Below are 22,326 nucleotides of genomic sequence, written 5' to 3' on the forward strand. Positions count from 1 at the left end.
CCTCCCTCCACCCCCCCCCCCGTCCTCCTTCCCCCCCGTTTTCCTTTTTCGGCGGCTGCCTTCAACCCCCCCCCCCCCCCCCCCCCGTTGGCCGGCACTGATCCGCTCGAGCCCTCCATTGACGGAGTGAGTACTCACTCCGTAGCGTGGACGCATGACGAACACCACCGACCGGCGCCGCGCGCCGGGAATGACCCCCGAACAACGACGCGACACCATCGTCCAGGCAGCGCTACCACTGGTGGCCGAACTCGGCGCCGCCGTCACCACCGCGAAGATCGCCCGGGCCGCAGGCATCGGCGAGGCCACCATCTTCCGGGTCTTCGACGACAAGAACGCCGTCCTGCAGGCCTGCGCCATGGCCGCCATGGACCCGTCCCGCGTACTGGAGGAGCTACGGTCGATCTCGCTCGACGAACCTCTCGCCAGCCGTCTCACCGACGCCGTCTACGCTCTCGACGCCCACCTGACCCGGATGGGCGCGGTCATCGGCGCTCTCCACGCCACCGCCACCGCGGCCCGCCCGGACCCGTCGGCGCTGCGGGGCCAACGCGGCAGCCGCGAAGCCTCCCAGCAGGCCACCCTCGACGCGATCCGCGAACTGTTCGAACCCGACGCGGCCGATCTCCGGCTGTCACCGGCCGAGATGGCCACCCTGTTCCTCGGCATGTTCTCCGGCCGCGCCCGGCACCCCGGCACGATGGGGCCGGAGGTCAGCACCGAGCAGCTCGTCGACCTGTTCCTGCACGGCGCCCTCACCCCGGACCGCTGAACGGCGCTTCCACTCGTCGCCGCCCGGCCGGATCTCCCCTTCGGTCACCGAACGACCGGACGGACGGCACAGCTCCCGTACGACCTCGGCGCACCCCTCAGAACTCTCCCCGACCTCGTAGAACTCACCCCAGGTCAGATCCACCACGAGGCTGCTCCACCGAGAACCGTCCGGATTCTCGATCACCTGAGTCGACACCGTGGAGATCTCGTCCCACGGCAGTTCCGAGACATGGGTGTACCCCCTACGGTTCCTCCGACCAGTCAGGCCCCCAGTTCCCCGGCTACTCAGGCCCACAGTTCCCCGAACGCTCGGGCCCACGGCTTCCCTGCAACGATCTTGAGCAGTAGGCAACCGGAACCGACCGCCGTCCGCAATCTTGAGCATTGCGCACCGGCCTCCCCGACCCAAGATCGGCAAAGCCCGCGATCTTGGTCCCGGAACACCGGCTTTCCGGAGCCGGACGCACAAAATGGGCCACGATACCGATCTTGCGCACTTCAATCCGACACCGCATCCACAAGATCCGGAACAGGCTCGGTCCCGGGCACACATGGCCCGAAATTCCGCCCCGCCGCCCGGCCGCCTCGCCACCCCGCCCCGCCGCCCGGCTTGCCCCGCCCCGCCGCCCGGCTGCCCGGCCGCCCCACCGCCCGGCTGCCCGGCCGCCCGGCTGCCCGGCCGCCCGGCTGCCCGGCCGAAGAGTTAACGAGCAGGCCCTCGGTAACCGCGAAGGCCAACCGCCAGCAGCCGCGACGAGGGCTCGGACCGAGGACGACGGCTCAAGCAGCCAGGACGCCAGGCCCGAAGCGATTCACACGGCTGGTGTTGTGTCATCGGCGCTGACACAACACCAGCCGCGTGTTGTTCGTCAGATCGCGGCGCGGCGGCGGCTGAGGACCGCGGCGGAGATCAGGGCCACGGCAGGGATCGCGGTGACGGCGATGCCGGAGACGATGGTCTCGGCGCCGCCGGGGATCTCGTTGAGCATGGCGAGGGTCAGCCGGGTGAGGATACCGACGGCGGCGACGGCCGCGACCGCCAGCGGAACCCGGGCGTCCAGGAAGGACCAGGCCAGAGCCAGCGCGAAGACGACCACGAGGGCCTGCTGCTGGTAGAACAGATCCAGCCCGAGGACATGGCCGGCCCCGGTCGGCAGCACGCTGACGGCCGGCACAATCGCGATCAGCCAGCCGGCCGGGGACGAACGTTCGCGGCGTGCGCCGAGCAGGGCCAGAATCAGGAGCACCGTGAGTGGGGCGGCCCAGAATCCGTCGTAGTACCAGGCGTAGCTCCACGGTGAACCGAAGCGCGACTGCGACACCACCGCGGCGATCAGCGCGGCGACCGCACCGGCGGCGGCCGGCAGATAAGCGCCCCGGGCCAGCGCGACGATCGCGGCGATGTGCAGGACGAGCGCGATGAGGGCGGCGATCGCGTACTGCGTGATGTCGAAACGGGCGAACACGGCAGGCACGTCGAGCGACAGGGTGGAGGTCAGGTCGACGGCGGCCGCGTAGACGAGCAGGGCCAGGGCGGAGAGGCGGACGGCGGACCGGGCGAACTCGCCTTGGTTGCGGCGTACGTCAGCACCGGTACGGGCCCGCAGCGCGCCGATCATCAGGGCGAGACTCTCTCGAACGGAGAAGCGGCCGGAGCTGAGCATCACGGTGTCCAGGATCTCCTCACGTGGAGAGGTGGCGGGATAGAGGGGGACCAGCCGGGCGTAGATCCTCATGCGGGCCGCACCACCATCCGGGTGACGCGCCGCTCGGTGACGACGCGGGCGGCGGCGGCCAGTTGCTCGGCGTGCTGCTCGAGGGCGGACCGGCCGTGCGGGGTGAGCTCATAGGACCGGCGGGCCCTGCCGTTGACGATCTGCTCGTCGACGACCCGGATGTGGCCGGACCCGGTGAGCCGGTCCAGTGCGGTGTAGAGCGTGCCGGTGGCGAGCCGGATCCGCCCGCCGGACAGCGCCGACGCCTGCTGGATGATCGCGTATCCGTGCCGCGGCGTGTCCTGGATAGCGGCCAGGATGAAGTACGTGGTCTCACGCATGCCGGGACCATACGTAGCTCGACGACATATGTCGACCCCGCTCACTATCCGATCTGGGCGATGACATTGCGGCACGTTCGCTGTAGTTTCTCGTCGGCCTCGATGCCGGGGCTCCACCCGTCGACGCGGCGGGTCTGCGCCAGCTCGGCGATCAGGTGCGGCAGGGCCGGCGCCGCGGCCGGGCCCATCCGGAGCAGGCAGGTCACCACCGGGCTGGCGACACAGCCGTTGCGCTGCCAGGCCGACATCAGCGCTTCGATCACCGCCGGAGCCTCGGGCTCCCCGCCGATCTCCCCGAGGGCTGCCGCACAGTGCACCCGCACCCACTCCCCTCCGCCCCCGACCAGTTCCCGCAGCCGGGGAATCGCAGCCGCAGCCGGCGGCCCGATCGCCTTGAGCACTTCAGCGGCAGCCCGAACCGCCGACGTATCCCTTTCCCCCACCAGCACGTCAGTCCTCGACCATCCCTCCCGGTCCGACAAAGCGGGCGAACCAGAAATGCGGGATGCGGGCGCCGCATCGGCCGAGCGAGACGGACCAGAAAGGGCTGAAGGATGGGAGGACCATGGGCCGGAGAAAGACGGATCACCAACGCCGGGCGGCGCGGAAGCAGGCGGGGCGCCGGGAGACGAGCCGTCCGCGGTGGGGGAACCCGATGCGGGAGAAGAGCCTGAGGCCGGAGAGGAACCGAAGGCGGAAGACGGCCCGAGGAGATCGATCAGCCGCGGCAGAACCTCGTCGAGGTCACGGGTGACGGACCACAGCGCGGCCAGCGCAGCAAGGCGCACCTCGACATCCGGGTCGTCGATCAGCGGGCGGATGTCACCGAGGGCATCCTCCGCCAGTGGCCCGAAGGAAGCGAGCGCTGCCAACGCCGCCGCAATGGTGTCGGGGTGCTCGGCCGCCGTGAGAGTGGACGCGATGGCGGGAACAGTCGACGGCTCACCCAGGGCGGACAGCGTCGCGAGCATGGCGGGGACGCCGGAACCGTGGCCGGCGTCCCTCAAGCGGGCAGCGACCAGCGGCGCCAGCAGGTCCGACGAACCGGGCAGCCACCGCGCGGCCTCGACGGCGCGCCACATGTCCACCCCACCGGTCAGGGCCGCGAACAGGCTCGGGGCGGCACGCTCGTCCCCCAGGCGGGCCAGGGCCACCACCGCCGCCTGATGGGCGCGGCGGAACCGTGGGCCTGGCGCCGCCCAGGTGTCCGGACCGGCGGCGACGACCCGCGCGGCCAGGGCCTCCCGGGCCGGTGAGGCGATCGGATGGCAGGCGCCGAGAACGGCTGCCGCGGCGGCCGCCACCTCCGGGTCGTCGTCGGCGACCTGCCGGGCGAGCAGCCGGACCAGCTCGGTGTGGTCGCCGCGCCACCCGGTCATCAGGTCGCCGCTCATCCGGATCGCGTCGAGCCGCCAGCCCGCGTCGGGGCTGCGCAGTTGCTCGGCGAGGACGGCGGTCCGCTCGACGACCCGGCCGCCGAGGAGATCGTGGAGGGTCCGCAGCAGGCCGGTGACGGGCGGGTGCACGCGCGGGAGCCGCTCGCGGTCAGCGAAGGGCAGCCCTCCGTTGCCGGGATCGGCTGGCGCACGGTGGCCGGGGCCCGGCTCGGCCGGCGGGGTCAGGGAGGTGATCGTCCACAAGAGGCTGATCACGGCGGGCGCCAGGTCGTCGCTGATCCGGTCGGGGGTGCAGCGGGCCCGCTGGATCACCGCGGCGAGCCGGGTCTGCAGGTCGGCGGCGGGGTCACCGGCGAGCCGGCCGAACCACAGCAGGATGTCGTCGGCGGCGGCCGGGATCCGCAGCGCCAGGGTGGCCGAGGTCTCCACGATCAGGATCCGTTCGGCGGCGCCCGGCGCGGCGTGCAGCCGCTCCCGGAGCAGCGCGAGGGCCTGCTGGGCGTCGTCGAGGAACAGCCCGAGCGCCGGGACCGCCGCCTGGCGGACCTGCTCGTCGGGGTCGGCGGCGAGTGCCGCGAAGGCGTCGGCCCGGGATCGCAGGTAGCCGCGGGCGTTGTCGGTGGAGCCGAGACCGACCAGCAGGGCGACGATGGCGGCCCGGTCCGGGGTGCCGGGGTCGGTGGCCATCGTGAACAGCAACGGCAGGCTCTCGACCGCGCCGGGGTGATCATGGACGGCGCTGCGGTCGGCCGACCGCAGCGCCGTCAGGAGGCCCTGGAGGGAGGAATCGTGCAGCCCGTTGAACATGGCCCGCACTATGCCCGCACCCCCTGACATTTTCCGCGGCGACGGCGGCAGAGGGCAGAACGGTGGTCCAACCCAGCGGCATTGGCTCTGGCCCGCACCTGCACAGGGGAAACAGGATCGGGGTATGCATCCCGACACGAGAGTGATCCACATCCGCGTACCGGTTCCGGAGAGCACCCCGCTGAGCCCGCCGCTGTACCAGACGTCCTCGTTCTCGTTCGAGGACCCGGAACCGCTGGCCGACGGCCTCCATCACCCCGACCGATCGTACGTCTACTCCCGCTTCGCCAACCCGACCGTACGCGCGCTCGAGGACGCCGTCGCCGACCTGGAGGGCGGCGCGAACGCCATCGCGACCGGCTCCGGCATGGGCGCGATCACCATGCTGCTGCACGGCCTGCTCCGCACCGGCGACCACGTGATCGCGCAGCACACCCTCTACGGCGGCACGCACGCCACGCTGCGTGACATGGCCGACCGGTACGGCATCACCGTCACGTTCGTGACCGGCCACGACGCGGCGGAGGTACGCCAGGCGATCACCCCGCGTACCCGGATCCTCTATCTGGAGACGATCGCCAACCCGACCGGCCACGTCAGCGACCTGCCCGCGCTCGCCCCGATCGCCCGCGCGGCCGGGATCACGACGATCGTCGACAACACGTTCGCGACCCCGATCCTGTGCCGCCCGATCGAGCACGGCGCGGACGTGGTGATCCACTCGGTGACCAAGTTCCTGGGCGGCCACAGTGACGTGACCGGCGGGATCGCGGTCTTCGCCGACGACGCGCTGTACCGCGAGGTGTGGGGGCACGCGGTGGAGTTCGGCGCGGTCGCCGACCCGTTCGCGGCCTGGCTGACGTTGCGTGGCCTGCAGACGCTGCCGCTGCGGGTGGAGCGGCACGCGGCGAACGTGGCCCGGATCGCGGCGTTCCTCTCCGGACATCGGGCGGTGGAGCGGGTGCTGTGGACGGGGGCCGCCGACCATCCCAGCAACGCGGTGGCCCAGAAGTACGTGCGCGGCTTCGCGGCGCCCTTCTGCTTCGACCTGGCCGGCGGCTACGACGCGGGACTGCGTTTCCAGCGATCGGTACGCCTGATCAAGCTCGCACCGTCCCTCGGCGGCACGCAGACGCTGATCCTGCACCCGGCCAGTTCCTCGCATCGGCAGCTGTCCCCGGAGCAGTTGCGCAGCGCGTCGATCAGCCCGGGAACGATCCGGATCGCGGTCGGCATCGAGCATCCCGATGATCTCGTCGCCGATCTGGATCGGGCGTTGACGTTTCCCGCGCCGACAAGCGGGCAGTGATAAAGGTGCACACACGGATCCCCACCGGACGAGGAGGCCCCCCGATGGCCGGCAACGAACACGAGGTCAACCGGAGCGCCAAGACCGGACGCTTCGTCAAGGAGAGCACCGCGGAGCGCAACCCGCGCACCACGACCACCGAGCACGTGGGTGGTGACAAGGAGCACAGCGAGCGCGAGGTCAACCGCAGCGCGAGCACCGGCAAGTTCGTCAAGGAGACGACCGCCGAGCTGCATCCTTCGACGACGGAGACCCAGAAGCTCTGACTCCTCGGGAGAGGCCGGCCCCCGCGAATCTTCGCGGGGGCCGGTCCGCGTTTGCACCCAGTGCAACGATGCACTTAGTGTAGAGACTGTGACCACTCCCCTGGACCGGCGGGCGGCACTCAAGGCACGTCACCGGCGGGCCATTCTCGACGCCGCCAACGCGCTGGTCAGCGAGGGCGTCCGGTTCAGCGTCGACGAGCTCGCCGACCGTGCCGACGTCTCCCGGCGCACCATCTTCAACCACTTCGTGTCGATCGACGACGTGGTCACCACCGTCTGCACGGAGATGCTCCGCAGCGTGATCGGCAGCTTCCGGTCCACCGTCACCGCCGGCGAGCGGGCCTCCATGTTCGACGACGTGGCCGGGGCGCTGCGGGCCACCGACGTACCCGGCATCATCGCCTTCCTCTGGCACGCCCTCGGCGGCTTCGGGCCCGGCGATCCGCGGGCCACCCAGATCTTCCACGCCACGTTCGCGCGGACCTCCGACGAGATGGCCCGCGAGCTGTCCCGGCGCTATCCCGAGGCCGACCCGCTCGACGCCGCGATCCTGGTCAGCTCCCTGATGAACGGGACCGTCTGCGTCGCCACCCACTGGCTCACCGAGACCTCCGCGGCCACCGACTCCGCGGCCCGCGACCTGTGGCACCACCTGCTCGAAAAGCTCATCGCAACCGTCCGCACCGGCTACTAGAAGGAACGAAACATTGGCCGAGCTCCTCTACCGCCTGGGCCGGTTCTGCGCCAGGCGCGCCGGGGTCGTCCTGGCGACCTGGCTCGTCGTTCTGGGCCTCTCCGTGACCGGCTATTTCGTCGCCCGGGGTGAGCTGTCCCCGGTCGTCGACATCCCCGGCACCGAGACCGCCGAGGTGAGCGACCGGCTCGCCGAACGGCTGCCGGTCGCGGCCGGCGGCAACGGCAAACTCGTGTTCCACACCAGCGACGACAGCGCGCTGACCGACGCCCAGCGGGCCGGTATCACCGAGCTGCTGAAGACCACCGGCGCACTCGACGGCGTCGCGGGGACGACCGACCCGTTCGCCATCGAGATGCAGATCGCCGACCGGCGCGCGCAGGTCGAGGACGGCCTGAAGCAGGTCGAGTCGGGCCGCGCTCAGATCGACGCCGCCCAGCAGCAGATCAACCAGGCCAAGGGCCTGTGGGCCGATCTCGACGCGGCGACGAAGGCGAAGGTCGAGGCCGGCCAGACCGAGCTGATCGACAAGAGCCAGGAGCTGCAGGAGGGCGCCGACAAGCTGGCCGTCGGGCAGCAGCTGCTCACCATGTCCGCGCCGATCCGCACCGTGTCGGCCGACGGCAGCACCGCCGTCGCGCAGGTCCGGTTCACCGTGCCGCAGCTCGACGTCACCCCGGAGACCAAGGACGGGGTGGTCCAGCACGTCACCGCCGGTCTGCCGGCCGGCGTCGCCGTGGAGTTCTCCAACGAGATCACCCAGGGCCTGCCGGAGATCGTCGGTATCGGCGAGATCATCGGCCTGGTCATCGCCGCGATCACGCTGCTGGTCATGCTGCGTACGCTGATCGGCGCCGCCCTGCCCATCCTGAGCGCCCTGACCGGCGTCGGTATCGGCGTCACCGCGTCGCTCGCGCTGTCCGGTGTGGTGGAGATGCTGTCGATCACCCCGGTGCTCGGCGTCATGCTGGGCCTGGCCGTCGGCATCGACTACAGCCTGTTCATCCTGAACCGGCACCGCCGCCAGCTCATCGACGGCGTCGAGATGCACGAGTCGATCGGCCTGGCCAACGGCACGTCCGGCAACGCCGTCGTGTTCGCCGGGTCGACCGTGCTGGTGGCGCTGCTGGCCCTGAACGTGACCGGCATCCCGTTCCTCGGCCTGATGGGCACCGTCGCGGCGATCTGCGTGGCCGTGGCCGTACTCATCGCGGTCACCCTCACTCCCGCCCTGCTCGCGCTGATCGGCCGCCGCGTCGTCAACCGCAAGGCACACGCCGCGAGCCCCGCGCCGACGACGCCGATGAGCACCGGCCGTGCCGTCGTCACCGTGCTCGCGCTGCTGGTCGCCCTGGTCACGGTCGCGATCCCGGCGATGTCGATGCGACTCGGCCTGCCCGACGGCTCGTCGGAGGATCAGGCGTCGAGCCAGTACCAGGCGTACAAGATGATCGAGGAGCAGTTCGGCGCCGGCGTCAACGGCTCCCTCGTCGTCGTCGCCGACCTGCCGGCCCCGGTCACCGGCGACGCCCAGCAGGCCGAGCAGGCCCGCATCGGCAACGTCCTGCTGTCGCAGAACAACGTCGCCGCGGTCGCCCCGATCGGCGCCTCCGCCGACAACACGACGCTCGGCTTCCAGATCATCCCGGAGGAGGGCCCGACCAGCGCGGAGACCGAACAGCTGGTCCACGACCTGCGCGGCCTCTCCCCGCTCGGCGGCGACGTCGATCTCGGGGTGGCCGGCAGCGCCAGCGGCAACATCGACATCTCCGAGAAGCTGGCCAACGCGCTCCCGCTCTACCTGGGCGTCGTCATCGGCATCTCGCTGATCATCATGATCCTGGTGTTCCGGTCCATCCTGGTCCCGGTGACCGCGACGCTCGGTTTCATCCTGTCGCTGTTCGCCACGTTCGGCGGCGTCACCGCGATCTTCCAGTGGGGCTGGCTCGCCCCGGTCTTCGGCATCCACGACCCCGGCCCGGTGCTGAGCTTCCTGCCGACCATCCTGATCGGCATCCTGTTCGGCCTGGCCATGGACTACCAGCTGTTCCTGGTGTCCGGCATGCGTGAGGCGTACGCCCACGGCGCCGACGCCCGGGTCGCCGTCCAGCAGGGCGTGCACGCCGGCCGTACGGTCGTCACCGCCGCCGCCATCATCATGATCTCGGTGTTCGGCGGCTTCATCTTCTCCAACACCGCCATGATCCGCTCGCTCGGCTTCGGTCTGGCGTTCGGCGTCCTGGTCGACGCGTTCCTGGTCCGCATGCTGCTCATCCCGGCGGTCATGCACCTGCTCGGCAGGTCCGCCTGGTGGATCCCCCGCTGGCTGGACCGCATCCTCCCGGACGTGGACGTCGAGGGCGCCGCCCTGGAACGCGCCCACCCCGGCGCCCACCACGCCACCCACTCGGAGCCCGCCGAACCGGCCCTGCGATAACCCCCACCCCGCCTCGCCTCGCTGCCGGTCCCATCCCTTCCGGCAGCGAGGCTTTTCTTTGTCGTACGACCTGGCAAAGGGCCCCGTTCCTGTCAACGCGAAGTGATCCCCACACCGGACCGTCCGGCGTCTCCCGGGCGTATGCGCCGGTCACCGTCCGATCTTTTCCGGCTGGTTCTCATGGCTGTCTCGGCGGGCGGGAGACAGCCATGAGAACCAGCCGAGAGGGCTCCCGGCGTGGCGTACTTCGGTGCCGCTCTCGACCCATGCGCTCCAGGACCAGGTGTCAGCGGGTCGCGAGCCGCCGGGCGAAGCCGATCATGGTTGCGCCCACGGCCGCGACCAGGCGTACGCGGCGTGGGCGGGCAGGGGTGCCGGCAAGCGTCACCAGCCCCCACCCGGCGGCGAGCGCGACGGCCCGCCCACCACGCCGGCTTCGCGCCACGGCGACGGCCACCGCGGCGGCGGTCACGAGCAGGCCGGCGGTGGCTGCCGTGACCGAGCGTGGCGTGTTCCGGTCCGCCCGCGCGGCGACGATGTTGACAGCGCTCGCCAGGGTCGTCCAGCCCAGCAGCAGTCCGGTGCTGGCCGGGGTGACAGCGAGCAGGCCGGCAGCGGGCGGCGTGCGCTGCAGCCGGACGTGTGCGGTCGCGGTGAGGGCGGTGCCGAGCGGCAGAAGGTACGGCGTGAGCGCGAACCGCCCGGTCTGCGCCGCCAGGGACCACAGGGCGTTCACCGCGTACGCCCCGGCCAGGGGCCAGCCGGCGTGCCGGCGCGTCGGGTCGTTTCGTCCGGCCGGCAGGCATTGACCCACTGTCGATACGGCACAGGCGGCGAAGATCGGCGCCCAGACGGCGAACGCGTAATCCGGCGGAGTGATCGCCGTGCCGTACCGATCGGTCTGTTCACCCTCGCCGAACACGGCCCCCAGATTCGGCACCGCGACGAACGTCGTGCAGGCCCCGGCCAAGGCCAGCGAGCGCATCGTGTCCACCGCCGCCTCCTCCAGAAGTCGCTTAGTTTCCAAGCTAGACTTCCGGGAGTGGAGGAGCAACTCGACGACCTGGCCTGGGCGGTGCACCACCTCGCCACCGCCGTGGCCGAGACGGACGCCGCGTTCGCAGCCCGCATGCACCTGAGTGCCGGTGACTACCTGGCACTCAAGCACGTGCTGATGGCCGACGCGCCGATGGGGCCGGTGGAGCTCGGGCGCCTGCTCGGTCTGACGTCCGGCGCCGCGACCGGGCTCGTCGCCCGCCTGGAACGTGCGGGCTGGATCGCCCGAGACCCGCATCCGAGCGACCGCCGCCGCCACCTGCTCGTCGCCACTCAGCAGACCCACGAAGCCCTGCTGAGCCTGCTGCGCCCGCTCGCGTCGGAGATCGACCGTGCGGTTCGCGATCTGACGCCCGATCAGCGCCGCCTCGTGACGGACGTCGTCCTGGACCTGGCCCGCCTGCACCGACGCCAGACCCGGATCCCCGGAGACGCCGGCGGGTGAGCGCCTCCACTCAGCGGTCTCGCCGGTCGGCACGTCCTCGGGCCGGCTGACCCATCCGGAGAACACCGGGATCCCGCGCCCACCGGGCCGTACGGCGCGACGACCTCGTCGCAACATGCGGCACGGACGTAACAGGCCCAGACGTGACCGGCGGCCGGCGGGAACCGCGGTGCCGAGATTCATGCGCATCAGTATGGACGCCATGGCCTGTCAGCGGTCGGCGCCGACCAGGGCGCGGTAGGGGGCGACGGTGACGCCCTCGACGAGCAGCCGGGGGTCGTCGTCGAAAGCGTCCGGGTCGATCTCGCACGGCTCGACAGTGCCCATCGACCAGATCCGGAACCCGGATGGGAACACATAACCCATGTCGTGACGCTCGGCGCGGTGGCCACGCGCCTCCAGCTCGGCGACGACCTCATCCATGAACCGGTAGGTCACCTGGACGCCCTCGAAGAACACCTCCTCGGCGCCGCCGTCGTTGCCGACCTCGACCATCTCGGCGGTGTCGTCGGCCCCGTAGGTGACGATCAGCACCGGATGCGATGGATAGACCGCCAGGCGTTTGCCGCCGGGGCGCAGGGCCGGCCCCACGCGGCTCTCGATGACCGCACGGCTCTCGCCGACCCGCGCCGCCGTCACTCCCACACCCGCCAGAATCTCCATGCCGCGCATCATGGCAGCACCCCCCGACATTTTCCGGCGCACGGCATCCGGGCCCGTCACCGCACCGGCCGGACGCCATACTCGGGCGATGCGCCAGAACAGCCTCGCCGTCGACGCGGTCCTCCAGTTCACCGATGCGCTCCGTACCGTCCGGGCCCGCTTCTTCGCCGATCTGGCGCCGATCACCGATCTGACCGGGCTGTTGTTCGCGGTCCGTTCCCTGCGGACCCTGCCCGGCCGGGGAACCACCCGGAGCGGAATCGGGTACTCGGTGCACGGGGTGGGCTGCTGGATGGTCGGCGACGACGGCCGCATGGTCGACATCGATCTGGTGACCGCTCCGGGGTCCGGCACGTCGGTCGAGGCCTTCGACGCGTGGCGTGTCCACCAGTACTTCGACTGGCCCGACGACGATCACCTGTCCGTCGGCGAACTCGACGACGCCTGCGAGCATCTCGTCCACACGGGCGTGCTGCACGCGGTCGCGCCGGGCCGCTGGTACTCCCTGACCTGTGCGGCTCAGAGCATCGTGACCGTACGGGTCCCGGTGTCGTAACTGCGGGCGGCGACCAGCCGGCCGGCCACCGGCGGGATGCCGGCGAGCAGCGCGCACGCGGCGTCCCGCTGGTCCGGTGGGAGGTTCAGCGACAGGCTGACGTGCGGGATCCAGCGGTCCGGGGCGTAGTGCGGATGCTCCGATCCGACGGCTTGCCAGACGTCGTCGTGCAGGCGGCGCAGAGCCGGCGTGTCCGCCACCTCACGGGCCAGCGCCCGCCCCAGCAGCCGGACCGGCCCGAGCACCGTGTCGACGGGCAGCGGCAGGGCGGGCAGGCCGGCCAGCGAGACCGCGGACACCAGCGTGACGTGCGGGCGGTTGGTGACGTGCCGGTGCCGGGCCAGACCGGCGAACCCGGCGGCGTCCAGCCGGTCCCACAGCGACCGGACACCGGCTTCCAGGGCGTCGTCGAGAAGGAGCTCCACGGTGTGCATCGTCCGCCAGTGTTCACCGCCTCGCTGTGACGCCTTCTACCAGGGGCGGATCCAGCCGGGCCGGCTCGCCCGGGTGAGGGCCTCCAGGTAGAAGTAGTCGCCCCACAGGTTGCCCTCGTCGACGCCCACACCTTTCGGTTTGTCGTAGACGCCGTGCAGCAGCAGCGCGTTCGAGTCGGGCCGGTTCACCGTCGAATAGCCGTCGATCAGGGACCGCAGAATGCGCCCGGCGGTGGCCCGGTAATGGCCGGCGCGGGCCGGCGGGACCGCGGCGGCGAGTTCGAGGAGACCGTTCACCGCGATGGCCGCCGCGGAACTGTCCCGTTCCTCGCGCGTGGCGAAATCCCAATGGGCGACGCCGTCGCCGGGCAGATGGGCGAGGAAGTAGTCGGCGCACCGGACCGCGGCGGCGAGCAGAGTCGGATCACCGGTGTACTGATGGTTGAGGGTGAATCCGTAGATGCCCCACGCCTGCCCACGCGCCCAGCACGAATCGTCCGCGCTGCCCTGTTCGGTCTCGCCGCGCAGCGGCTCACCGGTCGCCGGATCCCAATAGAACGTGTGGTACGTCGTGTCGTCCGGCCGCAGAATGTGATCCCGCAACTGGCCGGCGTGCCGTCGTGCCGCCGCGCCGAACCGTGGATCGCCGGTCGTCCGGCTCGCCCAGAACAGCAGCGGCGTGTTCATCAGACTGTCCACGATGGTGCGTCCCTGTTGCCGGGGATCGGCCAGATCGCCCCACGCCTGAATGATTCCGGCCGACGGCAGCACCCGCGCGAGCAGATGTTCCGCGGCGGCGAGGGCCACCCGCCGCGCCTCCGGGTCCCGATTCCGGCGCCACGCTGTCACGCACGACAGCGTGTAGAGGAAACCCAGATCGTGGGTGTCGAGATCGATGCCGCGGTCGATCCGGTCCACGAAGGACGCGACATGCGCGGAGGCCGCTTCCCGATAGCGTGGCTCGCCGGTCAGATCGTGCGCGAGCCACAGCATTCCGGGCCAGAAACTGGTGGTCCAGCCGGTGTTCGCGGGCCGGGGGAGATAGCGGTCGCCGACGGTGGTGTCGTCGGGATAACGGTCACCGAATGCGGCGATGTTGGCGTCGATGGTGCGCAGGGCGGCGGTCACGGCAGTTCCGGTCCGGTCGGCGATCGCCGTCATGTCGTCCTCTCCAGGTGGGGTGCCAGGGATGCGAGCGTGAAACGGCTGTTGGCGAGAACGATGGAAAGCATCGGGGCGGCGGCGACACCGATCGCGATCGCCGGTCGGGCCGCCAGCAGGGCCTCGAAAACGAGCAGGACGAGCAGCGAGAAAAGGCTGAGATACCAGCGGCGGATCCCGAGATAGAGGCCGGCGCGGGCGGCGTCGCGCAATCGGATGCCGGGGTGTTCGGCGAGGGCCACCAGAACGAGCAATGTCGTGACGACGATCAGCGTCATCGCCACGACGATCACCGGAATCAGCAGGGCGCCGGCTTGACGCGTACCGAAGAAGAAAGCATCGACGCCGAGGACCAGCAGCGCGCCGCAAGCGATGGTCGCGGCGGTCAGCGCGCGTCGCGCGGAGGCCCGCCAGGCGTTCCAGAAACTACGGACAACCCCTTGCGGGTACGCCGTGAGCACCGTGAACGCCGCCACCAGAGCCGGCCCGCCGAGCGGCGCGAACAGCACCAGCAGCGGCCAGGTCCGCCCCGGGTCGGTCAGCAGCACCACGGCGAGCAGCGGCGCGCAGGCGACCGCGAGCAGCAGGTTGGTCGCCAGCGCCAGGTGCACGCCCTGGAAGATCCGCTCGTACCTCATCCTTTGAGCCCCGTCGTCGCGATGCCTTCGACGAAGTACCGCTGCCCGGCCAGGAAGATCACCACGATCGGCAGCACCGACAGCACCGACCCCGTCATGATCAGCGCGTATTCGGCGTTGTACTGGCTGATGAACGACTTCAGGCCGAGCTGGATCGTCCACAGGTCGGGGCTGCGCAGGTAGAGCAGCGGCCCGAGGTAGTCGTTCCAGGTCGTGACGAGGGTGATCAGGGCGAGGCTGGCGAGCGCCGGCACCGACAGCGGCAGCATGATCCGCCGGTAGATGCCGTATTCGCTCATCCCGTCGATGCGGGCCGCGTCGAGCAGCTCGTCCGGGACGGTCTCGTAGAACTGCTTCATCATGAACACGCCGAGCGCGCCGAACGCCTGCAACGCGACGATCGACCACAGGGTGTCGGTGAGCTGCAGTTTCGACATCATCACGAACTGCGGGACCATGTACGACTGCCACGGCACGGCGAGGGTGCCGATGTAGGCGAGGAACAGCACGTCCCGTCCGGGGAAACGGATCTTCGCGAACCCGTACGCCGCGAAGCTGCCCGTGAGGACCTGGAGGAAGGTGACCGTCGCGGCCAGCAGGACGGTGTTCCCCAGCCACGTCGTCATGTCGGACTTCGCCCAGATGTCGGCGTAGTTGCTCCACACCGGATCGGTCGCCACCCATTTCACCGGCAGGGTGAAGACGTCGTTGTTCGTCTTCAGCGACGACATGACCATCCAGTAGAACGGCAGCAGCACACCGGCCGCCGCGACACCCAGCGCCAGGTATCCGAGAACGCGCCGCGCCATCACGAGCTCCTGCGCTTGTTGACGACGAATTGCAGGACCGTCACCAGGAAACAGATCGCGAACAGCACGATGGAGACCGCCGACGCGTACCCGAACTCGTTCTCCTGGAAGCCCTTCTTGTAGATGTATTGCGACAGCACCAGCGTCGACTGGCCGGGCCCGCCGTCGGTCATCACCAGGATCAGGTCGAACACCTTGAAACTGCCGATGGTGAGCAGCACGGTGATGAAGAAGGTGGTGGGCCGCAGCCCGGGCAATGTCACCGCCCGGAACCGCTGCCACGCGTTCGCCCCGTCCACCCGCGCCGCCTCGTACAGTTGCCCCGGAATGGTCTGCAGCCCGGCGAGGAACAACAGCATGTAATAGCCCATGTCGCGCCAGGTGCCGACCACGATGACGGCCGGCATGGACCAGTCCGCCGACGTGGTCCACCCGGGCGGGTTGTCCACGCCGAGCCACCGCAGCACCTCGTTGATCGGCCCGAACCCGGGGCTGAACAGCATGTTCCAGATCTGCGCGATCGCCACGACGGACGTGATGTACGGGAAGAACGCCACCGTCCGGAAGAATCCGACGCCCCGCAGTCTCCGGTTCAGCAGCAGCGCCAGCCCGAGCGACACGGCGAGCGTGAGCGGAATGTGGAACACCGCGTAATAGCCGGTGTTCCCCAGCGCCGTCCAGAAACTCGCGTCGCCCCACATCCGCCGGAAGTTGTCCAGCCCGCTCCAGGTCGCCCCGCCGAACACGTCCCATTCGGTGAACGCGTAGTAGAACAGCAGGACGACCGGCACCAGCGTGAGGACCAGGAAGCCGAGGAAGTTCGGCAACAGGAAGGACAACCCGATTGCGGTGGTACGCCATCGGGCGCGCGCCGCGTTCACTTGCTCAGGACCTCGTTCTTGGCACGGTCCTGCGCCTCGGTGATGGCCGCGTCGATCGGTTTGCTGCCGGACATGACCGCCGTGTGCAGATCCTTGAGGACGTTCTGCAGCGGCGCGGTGTATGCCGACACCGGATTCTCCGGTTTGGTGTCGTGCTTGGTGTACGCCATTTTCGACACCTCGTCGTTCGGCGCGCCCTGGAGTCCGAGGATGGTGTCGACGGCGGACGCGTTGTCAGCCGGTGTCACCCCGATCCCGGCGAGCGCTTTCGCGGCGTCCGGGCCGGCCGCGTACGTCAGGAACTCCTTCGCCGCCGCGATCTTCCGCTCGCTGCTCTTCGGGTTGATGCCGAACCCGGTCGGGTCGGCGAAGGTGACCGGGGTGGCCGACGCGGTGAGCTGCGGCGCCGGCGCGATGCCCCACGCGAAGGCGTCCGCGTCGCCCTTGGCCTGCTGGCTGAGCAGCGTCGCGATGTACCAGGTGCCCATCGGCATCATCGCCGCCCGCTGTTTCCCGAACTGCGCCTGGTAGGTGAGGCTGTTCGTGGTCGCGTCACCGAAGCTGACCTGCGCCCCGGCGGACTGCAGGCCGAGCGCGGTCTCGTAGTACGGCTTGAGGTAGCCGAAGTTCCCGCTCTGCAGCTCGGCCCCGGCGGTCTGCGCCAGCGCGAACCCTTGCGCCGTGGACTGCCAGGTGTGCTGGTACGTCCCGAGCGCCGTGGATCCGCTCGCCTTGAGCCTGGTGGTCAGCTCCTTCGCCGTGGTCGCGTACTGCTCCCAGGTCCAGGCGCCGTCCGGATGCTTGACGCCCGCCTTGTCGAACAGCGCCTTGTTGTAGAACAGCACCCAGGAGTCCGACCGGTACGGGACGGCCCACGTCTTGCCGTCGACCTGGTACGCGCTCAGCCCGTCGGCCCCGGCCCCCAGCTTCCCGGCCACGTCCGACACGTCGACGAGCTGCTTGCCGTGCTGGTAGGTGTAGAAGTTCTTCAGGTTCTTCTGGACGTAGATGTCCGGCGCCTTGCCCGCGGCCAGGTCCGCTGTCATCTGCGTGTCGTAGTTGTTGGCGTCGTACTCCTTGAGCTCGACCGTGATGTCCGGGTGCGAGCCGCGGAACCCGTCGGCGAGCGTCTTGAACTCCGGTGTCGTCGCCAGGCTCCACCCGGCCAGGGTGAGCGTGATCGGGCCGGAGTCGTCGGCGTCGCCTCCGCTGCTGCCGCAGCCGGTCACGGCGAGCAGGAGCGCCGTGACAGCGGCGAGGGAGCGCTTCATTTCTACTCCTCTATGTCGATGCGGGTGTGTGTGAGAACGGCGTCCGGCCAGACCGCCCGGACCTGCCCGCCGCGGATGTCGACGTGACATCGCGGCGGAATCTCGGAGGTGGTGAGTTCGGCGAGCACGGCGATCCACCCGTCGCCGATCGGGAAGTCCAGCCAGGGCACCCGGACCGGACCGCCGAGCGGCCCCGCGTCGTCGTGCTCGCTGACCCCGGGAGTGCCGTCGCCGACGACCGGGACCAGCGCGGACACGAGCCCGCCGGTGACCGGCCAGCCGCCGGCCCGCAGCCGGACGGCCTCCGCGCTCGGATCGGCGACCCGGATCAGACGGATCTCCCACGGACCGCGGACCAGCGAGAACACCGTGATCCGGCCGGCCGGGCGCAGCTTGCCGGGACGCCCCTGACCGTGGTCGCGTGCGGGCGGTCCCGGTTCCAGCCAGTGCGCTTCGGCGATCGACCCGCCGACCCCCACCCCTTCTTGCAGGTGTACGCCCAACGCGCGCATGCCGGTCCGATGGGAACGACGCCCGGCCGGGTCGACCAGGACCACCGACTGGTCGACCGGGTCGGTCCAGCCGCTCTCGTCGAGCACGGGCGCCGTGGCCGTCGAGTAGCCGAGCCGGGCGTACAGCGGCGAGTCGGCGCCGGGCACGCCCTCCTCGCCGTGGTCGGTGCCGTGGTTGAGCACCCGGACGATGCCGTCGGCGCGGGTGCCGCAGATCAGCCAGCCCGGCGCGCGGACGGCCCGCAGCACGTCACCGGTCTCCACCGGCAACGGCTCGGCCGGCGCTGCCCACACCGGATGATCGGCGGGAAGGGACACGCCGAGCAGGCCCTTGCTGGCCCAGTACGGCGAGCCGGGACCCGAGTAGGACTGAGCCAGCCGTGGCCACGGTCCGTGCCAGCCGAGCGTGAGCAGATCTGTCTCCCCAGGGTCGAAATGCCCGACGATCTTGGCGGCCGCGTTGCGGAGCCGGCCCGGCGCATGCGACGGGACGTCCGCGAGGACACCGGCCCAGAACGGGGCCGCGGCGGCGAACCGGTAGATCAGGCTGCGGCCCTGGAGCAGCGGGGACCCGTCGCCCCCGGTGAGCGCGAGCGCGTCGAACAGGAACCGGTCGAGCGCCTCCCGGTCGATGGCGCGTAACGGCGGGGCGCCGGACATCCGCGACCACAGCACCGGATAGAGGTGCAGGGCCCAGCCGGTGTAGTGGTCGTAGGCCCGCGACCGCCCGTCGGACAGCCAGCCGTCGGCGCGCCGGAACGTGTCGTGGGTGGCCAGGTCCTCGGCCATCTCGCCGGTGTCGAACGGGCCGCCGACCGACCGCAGGAACGTCTGCACGACCAGGCGGAACCAGACCCAGTTGATTCGCGGGTAGGTGTCGTCGCCGACGGCGGGGGACAGGTAGTCGACGATCCGTTCCTGCACGGCGCCGTCCAGGCGGTCCCAGATCCACGGGCGGGTCATGTCCAGGATCAGGGCGATCGAGGCCGCCTCCACTTTGGCCTGGGCGTGTTCGGTGAGGCGTACCCACCGCTCGGGGGAACCCGGATCGGTGCCCGCCGCAAGCCCTGCCGCACAGCGTTCCATCAGCTCATCGAGGTTTTCGCCGCGGTCACCGGCGATCCGGAAGCCGGCCAGCAGGAACGTGCGGGCGAAACCCTCCAGGCCGTCGACGGCGCTGCCGTAACCGCCCTCGGCACCGGGCAGCGTGATCAGCGCGTGGCCCGGTGAGGCGTGCCGGTGGGCGGCGGCGAGCAGCCGGTCGGCGTACGCGGTCCAGTCGGCACGGCTGGCGAGGGCAGGGGAAAGCGCTTGCACGTCACGCTCCGAAGTCGATCGGACGGCTACCGTGATCGGTTTCCGGGAAGTTAAACGCTCACAATTGAGCATGTCAATGCGTTGTTCGCTCAGAGAGCGCCAAAACCGCTCGGATGCCCACGCTGACCAGGCCCCTTGCCCGTTCGCGGTGGCCACTGTGGGCGTTCGGCGCTTGTCGCAGGGTGGTTAAAGTGATCTGATGCGATCGGGATCGATCACTGAGAAGGGGCTGCGGTGAGTAGTTCAGACAAGCGGGGGCCGTTACAGGTCGCCCGCCGGGCCCGGCTGCTGGAACAGCTGCAACGCGACGGGGTCCTGCGCGTCTCCGAGCTGACCGACGCGCTCGGCGCCTCCACCGTGACGATCCGCCGCGACATCGCGCAGCTCGCCTCCGAAGGGCTGGTCCGCCGCGTGCACGGCGGGGTCGCGCTGCCCGACGGCACCGCCGAACGCGACGACCCCGGCACCGGCAGCATCGGCATGCTGGTGCCGTCACTCGACTACTACTGGCCGCACGTGGCACGCGGCGCCGAAGAGGCCGCCCGCGACCTCGACCTGCGGATCGTGCTGCGCGGCTCCTCGTACGAGACCCAGGACGACCGGCCACAACTCGCCCGCCTCGTCGACCAGGGCATCGGCGCGCTGATCGCCGCGCCGCGGATGGACGTGCCGACCGCGCAGCGCACCATCGAATGGCTGGCCGGGCTCGGCATCCCGGTCGTGCTCCTCGAACGCACCGCCACCGCCGGCCCGCACCACGCCCACCTGGAATCCGTGGTCACCGACCATGCGCAGGGTGCGGCGATGGCCGTACGGCACCTGACCGGCCTCGGTCACACCAGGGTCGGCGTGGTCCTCGCCGCGTCCAGCCCGACCCGCCCGCACGTGCACCGCGGCTGGCGGGAGGCCGCCACCGACCTGGGCCTCGACGTCAGCGGCACCGTCGATGCCGTCGTGCCGGACGCCAAGTCCCCCGACTGCCGCGCCGCCGTCGACACGGCCCTCGACCGGGCTCGGGAGACCGGCACGACCGCCCTGCTGGTGCATGCCGACGCGGAGGCGATCGCCCTGGTCCAGCGCTGCGAGGAGCGCCGCATCACGGTCCCCGGCGACCTGTCGGTGATCGCCTACGACGACGAGGTGGCGGGGCTGTTCAGCCCCGCGCTGACAGCGGTCCGCCCACCCCGGCGCTCGATCGGACGCGCCGCCGTCCGCCTCACCGCCGACCGCCTGGCCGACCCCCACCGCCCCACCCACCGCGTCGTGATCAGCCCTTCCCTGCGCCTCCGCGACTCCGCCGCCCCGCCCCGCTGACGGAACGGGCATGCATGGCCCGCACCCGCCGGACTGTCGTGAGGGAACGCCTGCCGTGGGCCGCCGTAGCAGTGTCAGGCGGGGGTGCGGGTCCACTGCTGGTTGGTGCCGGAGCCGCACGTGTACTGGTGGATGTCGGCGCCGTCGGCCGTCGACGCGTTGACCACGTCCAGGCACTTGCCGCTGTGACGGGCCTTGAGCTGGCCGCCGGTGAACGACCACTGCTGGTTCGTGCCGGTCCCGCAGGTGTACTGGATGATGTTGGCGCCATCGGCCGTGGAGGCGGAGGCGACGTCGAGGCACTTGCCGCTGTTCTGGTTGACGATGCGGAGGTAGCCGGTGCCCAGGTCCTCGAAGGCCCAGCGCTGGTTCAGGCCGCCGTTCCAGGTGTACTGCTTGACCTCGGCGCTGTTGGCCAGGGACGAGCCGACCAGGTCGAGGGCCTTGCCACTGCCCTGCCCGGTGACCCGGTAATGCACGGTCGGGACGTTGCCGCCGCCGGCCAGCCCCCACGAGTACCGCAACTGGTCCCGGCCGGACGCGCTGGTCGTGGTGAGGCCGAGGGTGGTGCCGGAGCCGGTGATGTCCTGCAGCCGGTACCAGTCGTTCGGCCGCACGCCCGGCCAGTAGACGGTGCCCAGGCCCAGCGACCGGGCCTCGGCGGCGGTGCCGCGGATGAACGCCACGAAACTGTCGCTGGTCGCCGGGGCGTTGTAGTTGCGGCCGTCGGTCATCGGGGCGCCGAACTCGGTGATGACGACCCGGTTCGCGTACGGGCCGACGCTGGTCCGCAGGGATTCGCGCCAGGAGTCCTCGGTGGTGCGGGCGGTGTCGAAGAACTGGTAGGTGTGCCGGGAGATCAGCGTCCCGTCGAACCGGCTGTCGCTGCCGATCGTGGTGAGCCGCTGGTTGTATCCGGCCCCGGAGATGATGACGCGGCCGCGCGGGACCGAGGAATGGTTCGCCAGCCACTGCGCGGCGAGGTTCTTCCAGGCGTCGTCGGTGTACGCGTACGGCTCGTTCATCGGCTCGAAGTGGACCAGCGCGTTCCCGCCGTACTTCGCCACGATGATCTGCCACAGCGACCAGAACTGGGTGAGGTCGTCGATCGTGCCGTTGCGGGAGCTCGCGCTCTCCCAGTAGCTGAGGATGACCTTCATGCCCTTGGCGGTGGCGGCGTCGATCACCCCGGTGTACGAGTTCCAGTACGCGCCGGCGACCGTCGCGTGGTTCACCGGTAGCCGTACCGTGTTGGCCCCGAGGTTGTTCTGGAACCCGGTCAGGATCCCGTTGGCCTTCGCCACCGTGGTGGCGTAACTGTCGGTGGTGGCCAGCCCGCCGAGCACGAGCATCCCGTCGACGAAGTTGTCCCGCTCGTCGGCCCAGTTCACGCCGCGGAAGTCGGTGGTGGCCGCCTGCGCCGGGGCGTCCAGGGTGACCAGGGTCAGGAGGGCCGCGGCCAGCGCCGCGCAGATCCGCTTCATGGCGCCATGGGACCGCCGTCACGGCACCGGCCGCCAGGAACCGAA

Annotated in this window: 21 protein-coding genes; 8 read left to right on the top strand and 13 right to left on the bottom strand. The window is 70.6% G+C overall.

Annotated elements, in window-relative coordinates; genetic code table 11:
- Positions 1-154: 154 nt before the first annotated feature.
- Positions 155-772, top strand: coding sequence for a TetR/AcrR family transcriptional regulator (locus tag ACZ3II_RS36240; protein ID WP_465523956.1), 618 nt, complete (start codon positions 155-157; stop codon positions 770-772).
- Positions 773-1,643: 871 nt separating this feature from the next.
- On the opposite strand, the gene ACZ3II_RS36245 is transcribed toward ACZ3II_RS36240, so the two are convergent.
- From ACZ3II_RS36245 to ACZ3II_RS36255, 3 genes are read right to left on the bottom strand one after another with little or no spacing between them, the layout of a single operon-like run.
- On the bottom strand, positions 1,644-2,510 hold the full coding sequence (locus ACZ3II_RS36245; protein WP_465523958.1) for a hypothetical protein: 867 nt from the start codon (positions 2,508-2,510) through the stop codon (positions 1,644-1,646).
- Positions 2,507-2,830 carry a PadR family transcriptional regulator gene (locus ACZ3II_RS36250; protein WP_465523960.1) on the bottom strand — a complete coding sequence of 108 codons (324 nt, stop codon included), beginning with the start codon at positions 2,828-2,830 and terminating at the stop codon, positions 2,507-2,509. Before ACZ3II_RS36250 ends, ACZ3II_RS36245 begins: the two co-directional genes overlap by 4 nt.
- 44 nt (positions 2,831-2,874) lie before the next feature.
- Positions 2,875-5,034, bottom strand: coding sequence for a hypothetical protein (locus ACZ3II_RS36255; protein ID WP_465523962.1), 2,160 nt, complete (start codon positions 5,032-5,034; stop codon positions 2,875-2,877).
- A 124-nt stretch (positions 5,035-5,158) separates the two neighbouring features.
- Here ACZ3II_RS36255 and ACZ3II_RS36260 point away from each other — a divergent pair, with 124 nt between their 5' ends.
- From ACZ3II_RS36260 to ACZ3II_RS36275, 4 genes are all read left to right on the top strand, one after another.
- Complete coding sequence (locus ACZ3II_RS36260; protein WP_465523964.1) at positions 5,159-6,343, top strand: trans-sulfuration enzyme family protein; 1,185 nt, start codon at positions 5,159-5,161, stop codon at positions 6,341-6,343.
- Between the two features lie 44 nt (positions 6,344-6,387).
- Complete coding sequence (locus ACZ3II_RS36265) at positions 6,388-6,609, top strand: hypothetical protein (protein ID WP_465523966.1); 222 nt, start codon at positions 6,388-6,390, stop codon at positions 6,607-6,609.
- 88 nt (positions 6,610-6,697) lie between these two features.
- Positions 6,698-7,303 (top strand): TetR/AcrR family transcriptional regulator, encoded by a 606-nt coding sequence (locus ACZ3II_RS36270; protein WP_465523968.1) that lies wholly within the window; start codon positions 6,698-6,700, stop codon positions 7,301-7,303.
- A 13-nt stretch (positions 7,304-7,316) separates the two neighbouring features.
- A complete protein-coding gene (locus tag ACZ3II_RS36275) occupies positions 7,317-9,740 on the top strand; it encodes an MMPL family transporter (protein WP_465523970.1) in 2,424 nt (807 codons plus the stop codon).
- Between the two features lie 286 nt (positions 9,741-10,026).
- On the opposite strand, the gene ACZ3II_RS36280 is transcribed toward ACZ3II_RS36275, so the two are convergent.
- The gene (locus tag ACZ3II_RS36280) at positions 10,027-10,734 is read right to left on the bottom strand and encodes a hypothetical protein (RefSeq protein WP_465523972.1); all 708 of its coding nucleotides are present in this window, start codon (positions 10,732-10,734) and stop codon (positions 10,027-10,029) included.
- A 48-nt stretch (positions 10,735-10,782) separates the two neighbouring features.
- Here ACZ3II_RS36280 and ACZ3II_RS36285 point away from each other — a divergent pair, with 48 nt between their 5' ends.
- On the top strand, positions 10,783-11,241 hold the full coding sequence (locus ACZ3II_RS36285; protein ID WP_465523974.1) for a MarR family winged helix-turn-helix transcriptional regulator: 459 nt from the start codon (positions 10,783-10,785) through the stop codon (positions 11,239-11,241).
- 210 nt (positions 11,242-11,451) lie between these two features.
- Here the strand turns inward: ACZ3II_RS36285 and ACZ3II_RS36290 are convergent, their stop codons facing one another.
- Positions 11,452-11,904, bottom strand: coding sequence for a hypothetical protein (locus ACZ3II_RS36290; RefSeq protein WP_465523976.1), 453 nt, complete (start codon positions 11,902-11,904; stop codon positions 11,452-11,454).
- Positions 11,905-11,992: 88 nt separating this feature from the next.
- On the opposite strand from ACZ3II_RS36290, the gene ACZ3II_RS36295 reads away from it, so the two are divergent.
- Positions 11,993-12,460: a DUF6896 domain-containing protein gene (locus ACZ3II_RS36295; RefSeq protein WP_465523978.1), complete on the top strand. Its 468-nt coding sequence runs from the start codon at positions 11,993-11,995 to the stop codon at positions 12,458-12,460.
- On the opposite strand, the gene ACZ3II_RS36300 is transcribed toward ACZ3II_RS36295, so the two are convergent.
- The 7 genes from ACZ3II_RS36300 to ACZ3II_RS36330 are packed head-to-tail and all read right to left on the bottom strand — an operon-like array spanning position 12,424 to position 19,483.
- Positions 12,424-12,885 carry a 2'-5' RNA ligase family protein gene (locus ACZ3II_RS36300; protein WP_465523980.1) on the bottom strand — a complete coding sequence of 154 codons (462 nt, stop codon included), beginning with the start codon at positions 12,883-12,885 and terminating at the stop codon, positions 12,424-12,426. The two genes, ACZ3II_RS36295 and ACZ3II_RS36300, sit on opposite strands and share 37 nt — an antisense overlap.
- Positions 12,886-12,930: 45 nt before the next feature.
- Positions 12,931-14,055 carry a glycoside hydrolase family 88 protein gene (locus tag ACZ3II_RS36305; protein ID WP_465523982.1) on the bottom strand — a complete coding sequence of 375 codons (1,125 nt, stop codon included), beginning with the start codon at positions 14,053-14,055 and terminating at the stop codon, positions 12,931-12,933.
- On the bottom strand, positions 14,052-14,666 hold the full coding sequence (locus ACZ3II_RS36310; protein ID WP_465523984.1) for a YesL family protein: 615 nt from the start codon (positions 14,664-14,666) through the stop codon (positions 14,052-14,054). Before ACZ3II_RS36310 ends, ACZ3II_RS36305 begins: the two co-directional genes overlap by 4 nt.
- 23 nt (positions 14,667-14,689) lie before the next feature.
- The gene (locus ACZ3II_RS36315) at positions 14,690-15,502 is read right to left on the bottom strand and encodes a carbohydrate ABC transporter permease (protein WP_465523986.1); all 813 of its coding nucleotides are present in this window, start codon (positions 15,500-15,502) and stop codon (positions 14,690-14,692) included.
- Entirely contained in the window at positions 15,502-16,383 is an 882-nt protein-coding gene (locus ACZ3II_RS36320) for a carbohydrate ABC transporter permease (RefSeq protein ID WP_465523988.1), read from the bottom strand. Before ACZ3II_RS36320 ends, ACZ3II_RS36315 begins: the two co-directional genes overlap by 1 nt.
- Complete coding sequence (locus tag ACZ3II_RS36325) at positions 16,380-17,654, bottom strand: ABC transporter substrate-binding protein (RefSeq protein WP_465523990.1); 1,275 nt, start codon at positions 17,652-17,654, stop codon at positions 16,380-16,382. Before ACZ3II_RS36325 ends, ACZ3II_RS36320 begins: the two co-directional genes overlap by 4 nt.
- Positions 17,655-17,656: 2 nt before the next feature.
- On the bottom strand, positions 17,657-19,483 hold the full coding sequence (locus ACZ3II_RS36330; RefSeq protein ID WP_465523992.1) for a DUF2264 domain-containing protein: 1,827 nt from the start codon (positions 19,481-19,483) through the stop codon (positions 17,657-17,659).
- A gap of 234 nt (positions 19,484-19,717) precedes the next feature.
- On the opposite strand from ACZ3II_RS36330, the gene ACZ3II_RS36335 reads away from it, so the two are divergent.
- Positions 19,718-20,797, top strand: coding sequence for a LacI family DNA-binding transcriptional regulator (locus ACZ3II_RS36335; protein ID WP_465523994.1), 1,080 nt, complete (start codon positions 19,718-19,720; stop codon positions 20,795-20,797).
- 74 nt (positions 20,798-20,871) lie between these two features.
- Here the strand turns inward: ACZ3II_RS36335 and ACZ3II_RS36340 are convergent, their stop codons facing one another.
- Positions 20,872-22,281, bottom strand: coding sequence for an RICIN domain-containing protein (locus ACZ3II_RS36340; RefSeq protein WP_465523996.1), 1,410 nt, complete (start codon positions 22,279-22,281; stop codon positions 20,872-20,874).
- Positions 22,282-22,326: the final 45 nt, after the last annotated feature.

The sequence above is a fragment of the Actinoplanes sp. NPDC019969 genome, assembly GCF_055562375.1.

Coding starts and splice junctions, on each gene's coding strand:
- ACZ3II_RS36240 (WP_465523956.1), top strand. CDS start 155: ATGACGAACACCACCGACCGGCGCCGCGCGCCGGGAATGACCCCCGAA.
- ACZ3II_RS36245 (WP_465523958.1), bottom strand. CDS start 2,510: ATGAGGATCTACGCCCGGCTGGTCCCCCTCTATCCCGCCACCTCTCCA.
- ACZ3II_RS36250 (WP_465523960.1), bottom strand. CDS start 2,830: ATGCGTGAGACCACGTACTTCATCCTGGCCGCTATCCAGGACACGCCG.
- ACZ3II_RS36255 (WP_465523962.1), bottom strand. CDS start 5,034: ATGTTCAACGGGCTGCACGATTCCTCCCTCCAGGGCCTCCTGACGGCG.
- ACZ3II_RS36260 (WP_465523964.1), top strand. CDS start 5,159: ATGCATCCCGACACGAGAGTGATCCACATCCGCGTACCGGTTCCGGAG.
- ACZ3II_RS36265 (WP_465523966.1), top strand. CDS start 6,388: ATGGCCGGCAACGAACACGAGGTCAACCGGAGCGCCAAGACCGGACGC.
- ACZ3II_RS36290 (WP_465523976.1), bottom strand. CDS start 11,904: ATGGAGATTCTGGCGGGTGTGGGAGTGACGGCGGCGCGGGTCGGCGAG.
- ACZ3II_RS36295 (WP_465523978.1), top strand. CDS start 11,993: ATGCGCCAGAACAGCCTCGCCGTCGACGCGGTCCTCCAGTTCACCGAT.
- ACZ3II_RS36305 (WP_465523982.1), bottom strand. CDS start 14,055: ATGACGGCGATCGCCGACCGGACCGGAACTGCCGTGACCGCCGCCCTG.
- ACZ3II_RS36315 (WP_465523986.1), bottom strand. CDS start 15,502: ATGGCGCGGCGCGTTCTCGGATACCTGGCGCTGGGTGTCGCGGCGGCC.
- ACZ3II_RS36325 (WP_465523990.1), bottom strand. CDS start 17,654: ATGAAGCGCTCCCTCGCCGCTGTCACGGCGCTCCTGCTCGCCGTGACC.
- ACZ3II_RS36340 (WP_465523996.1), bottom strand. CDS start 22,281: ATGAAGCGGATCTGCGCGGCGCTGGCCGCGGCCCTCCTGACCCTGGTC.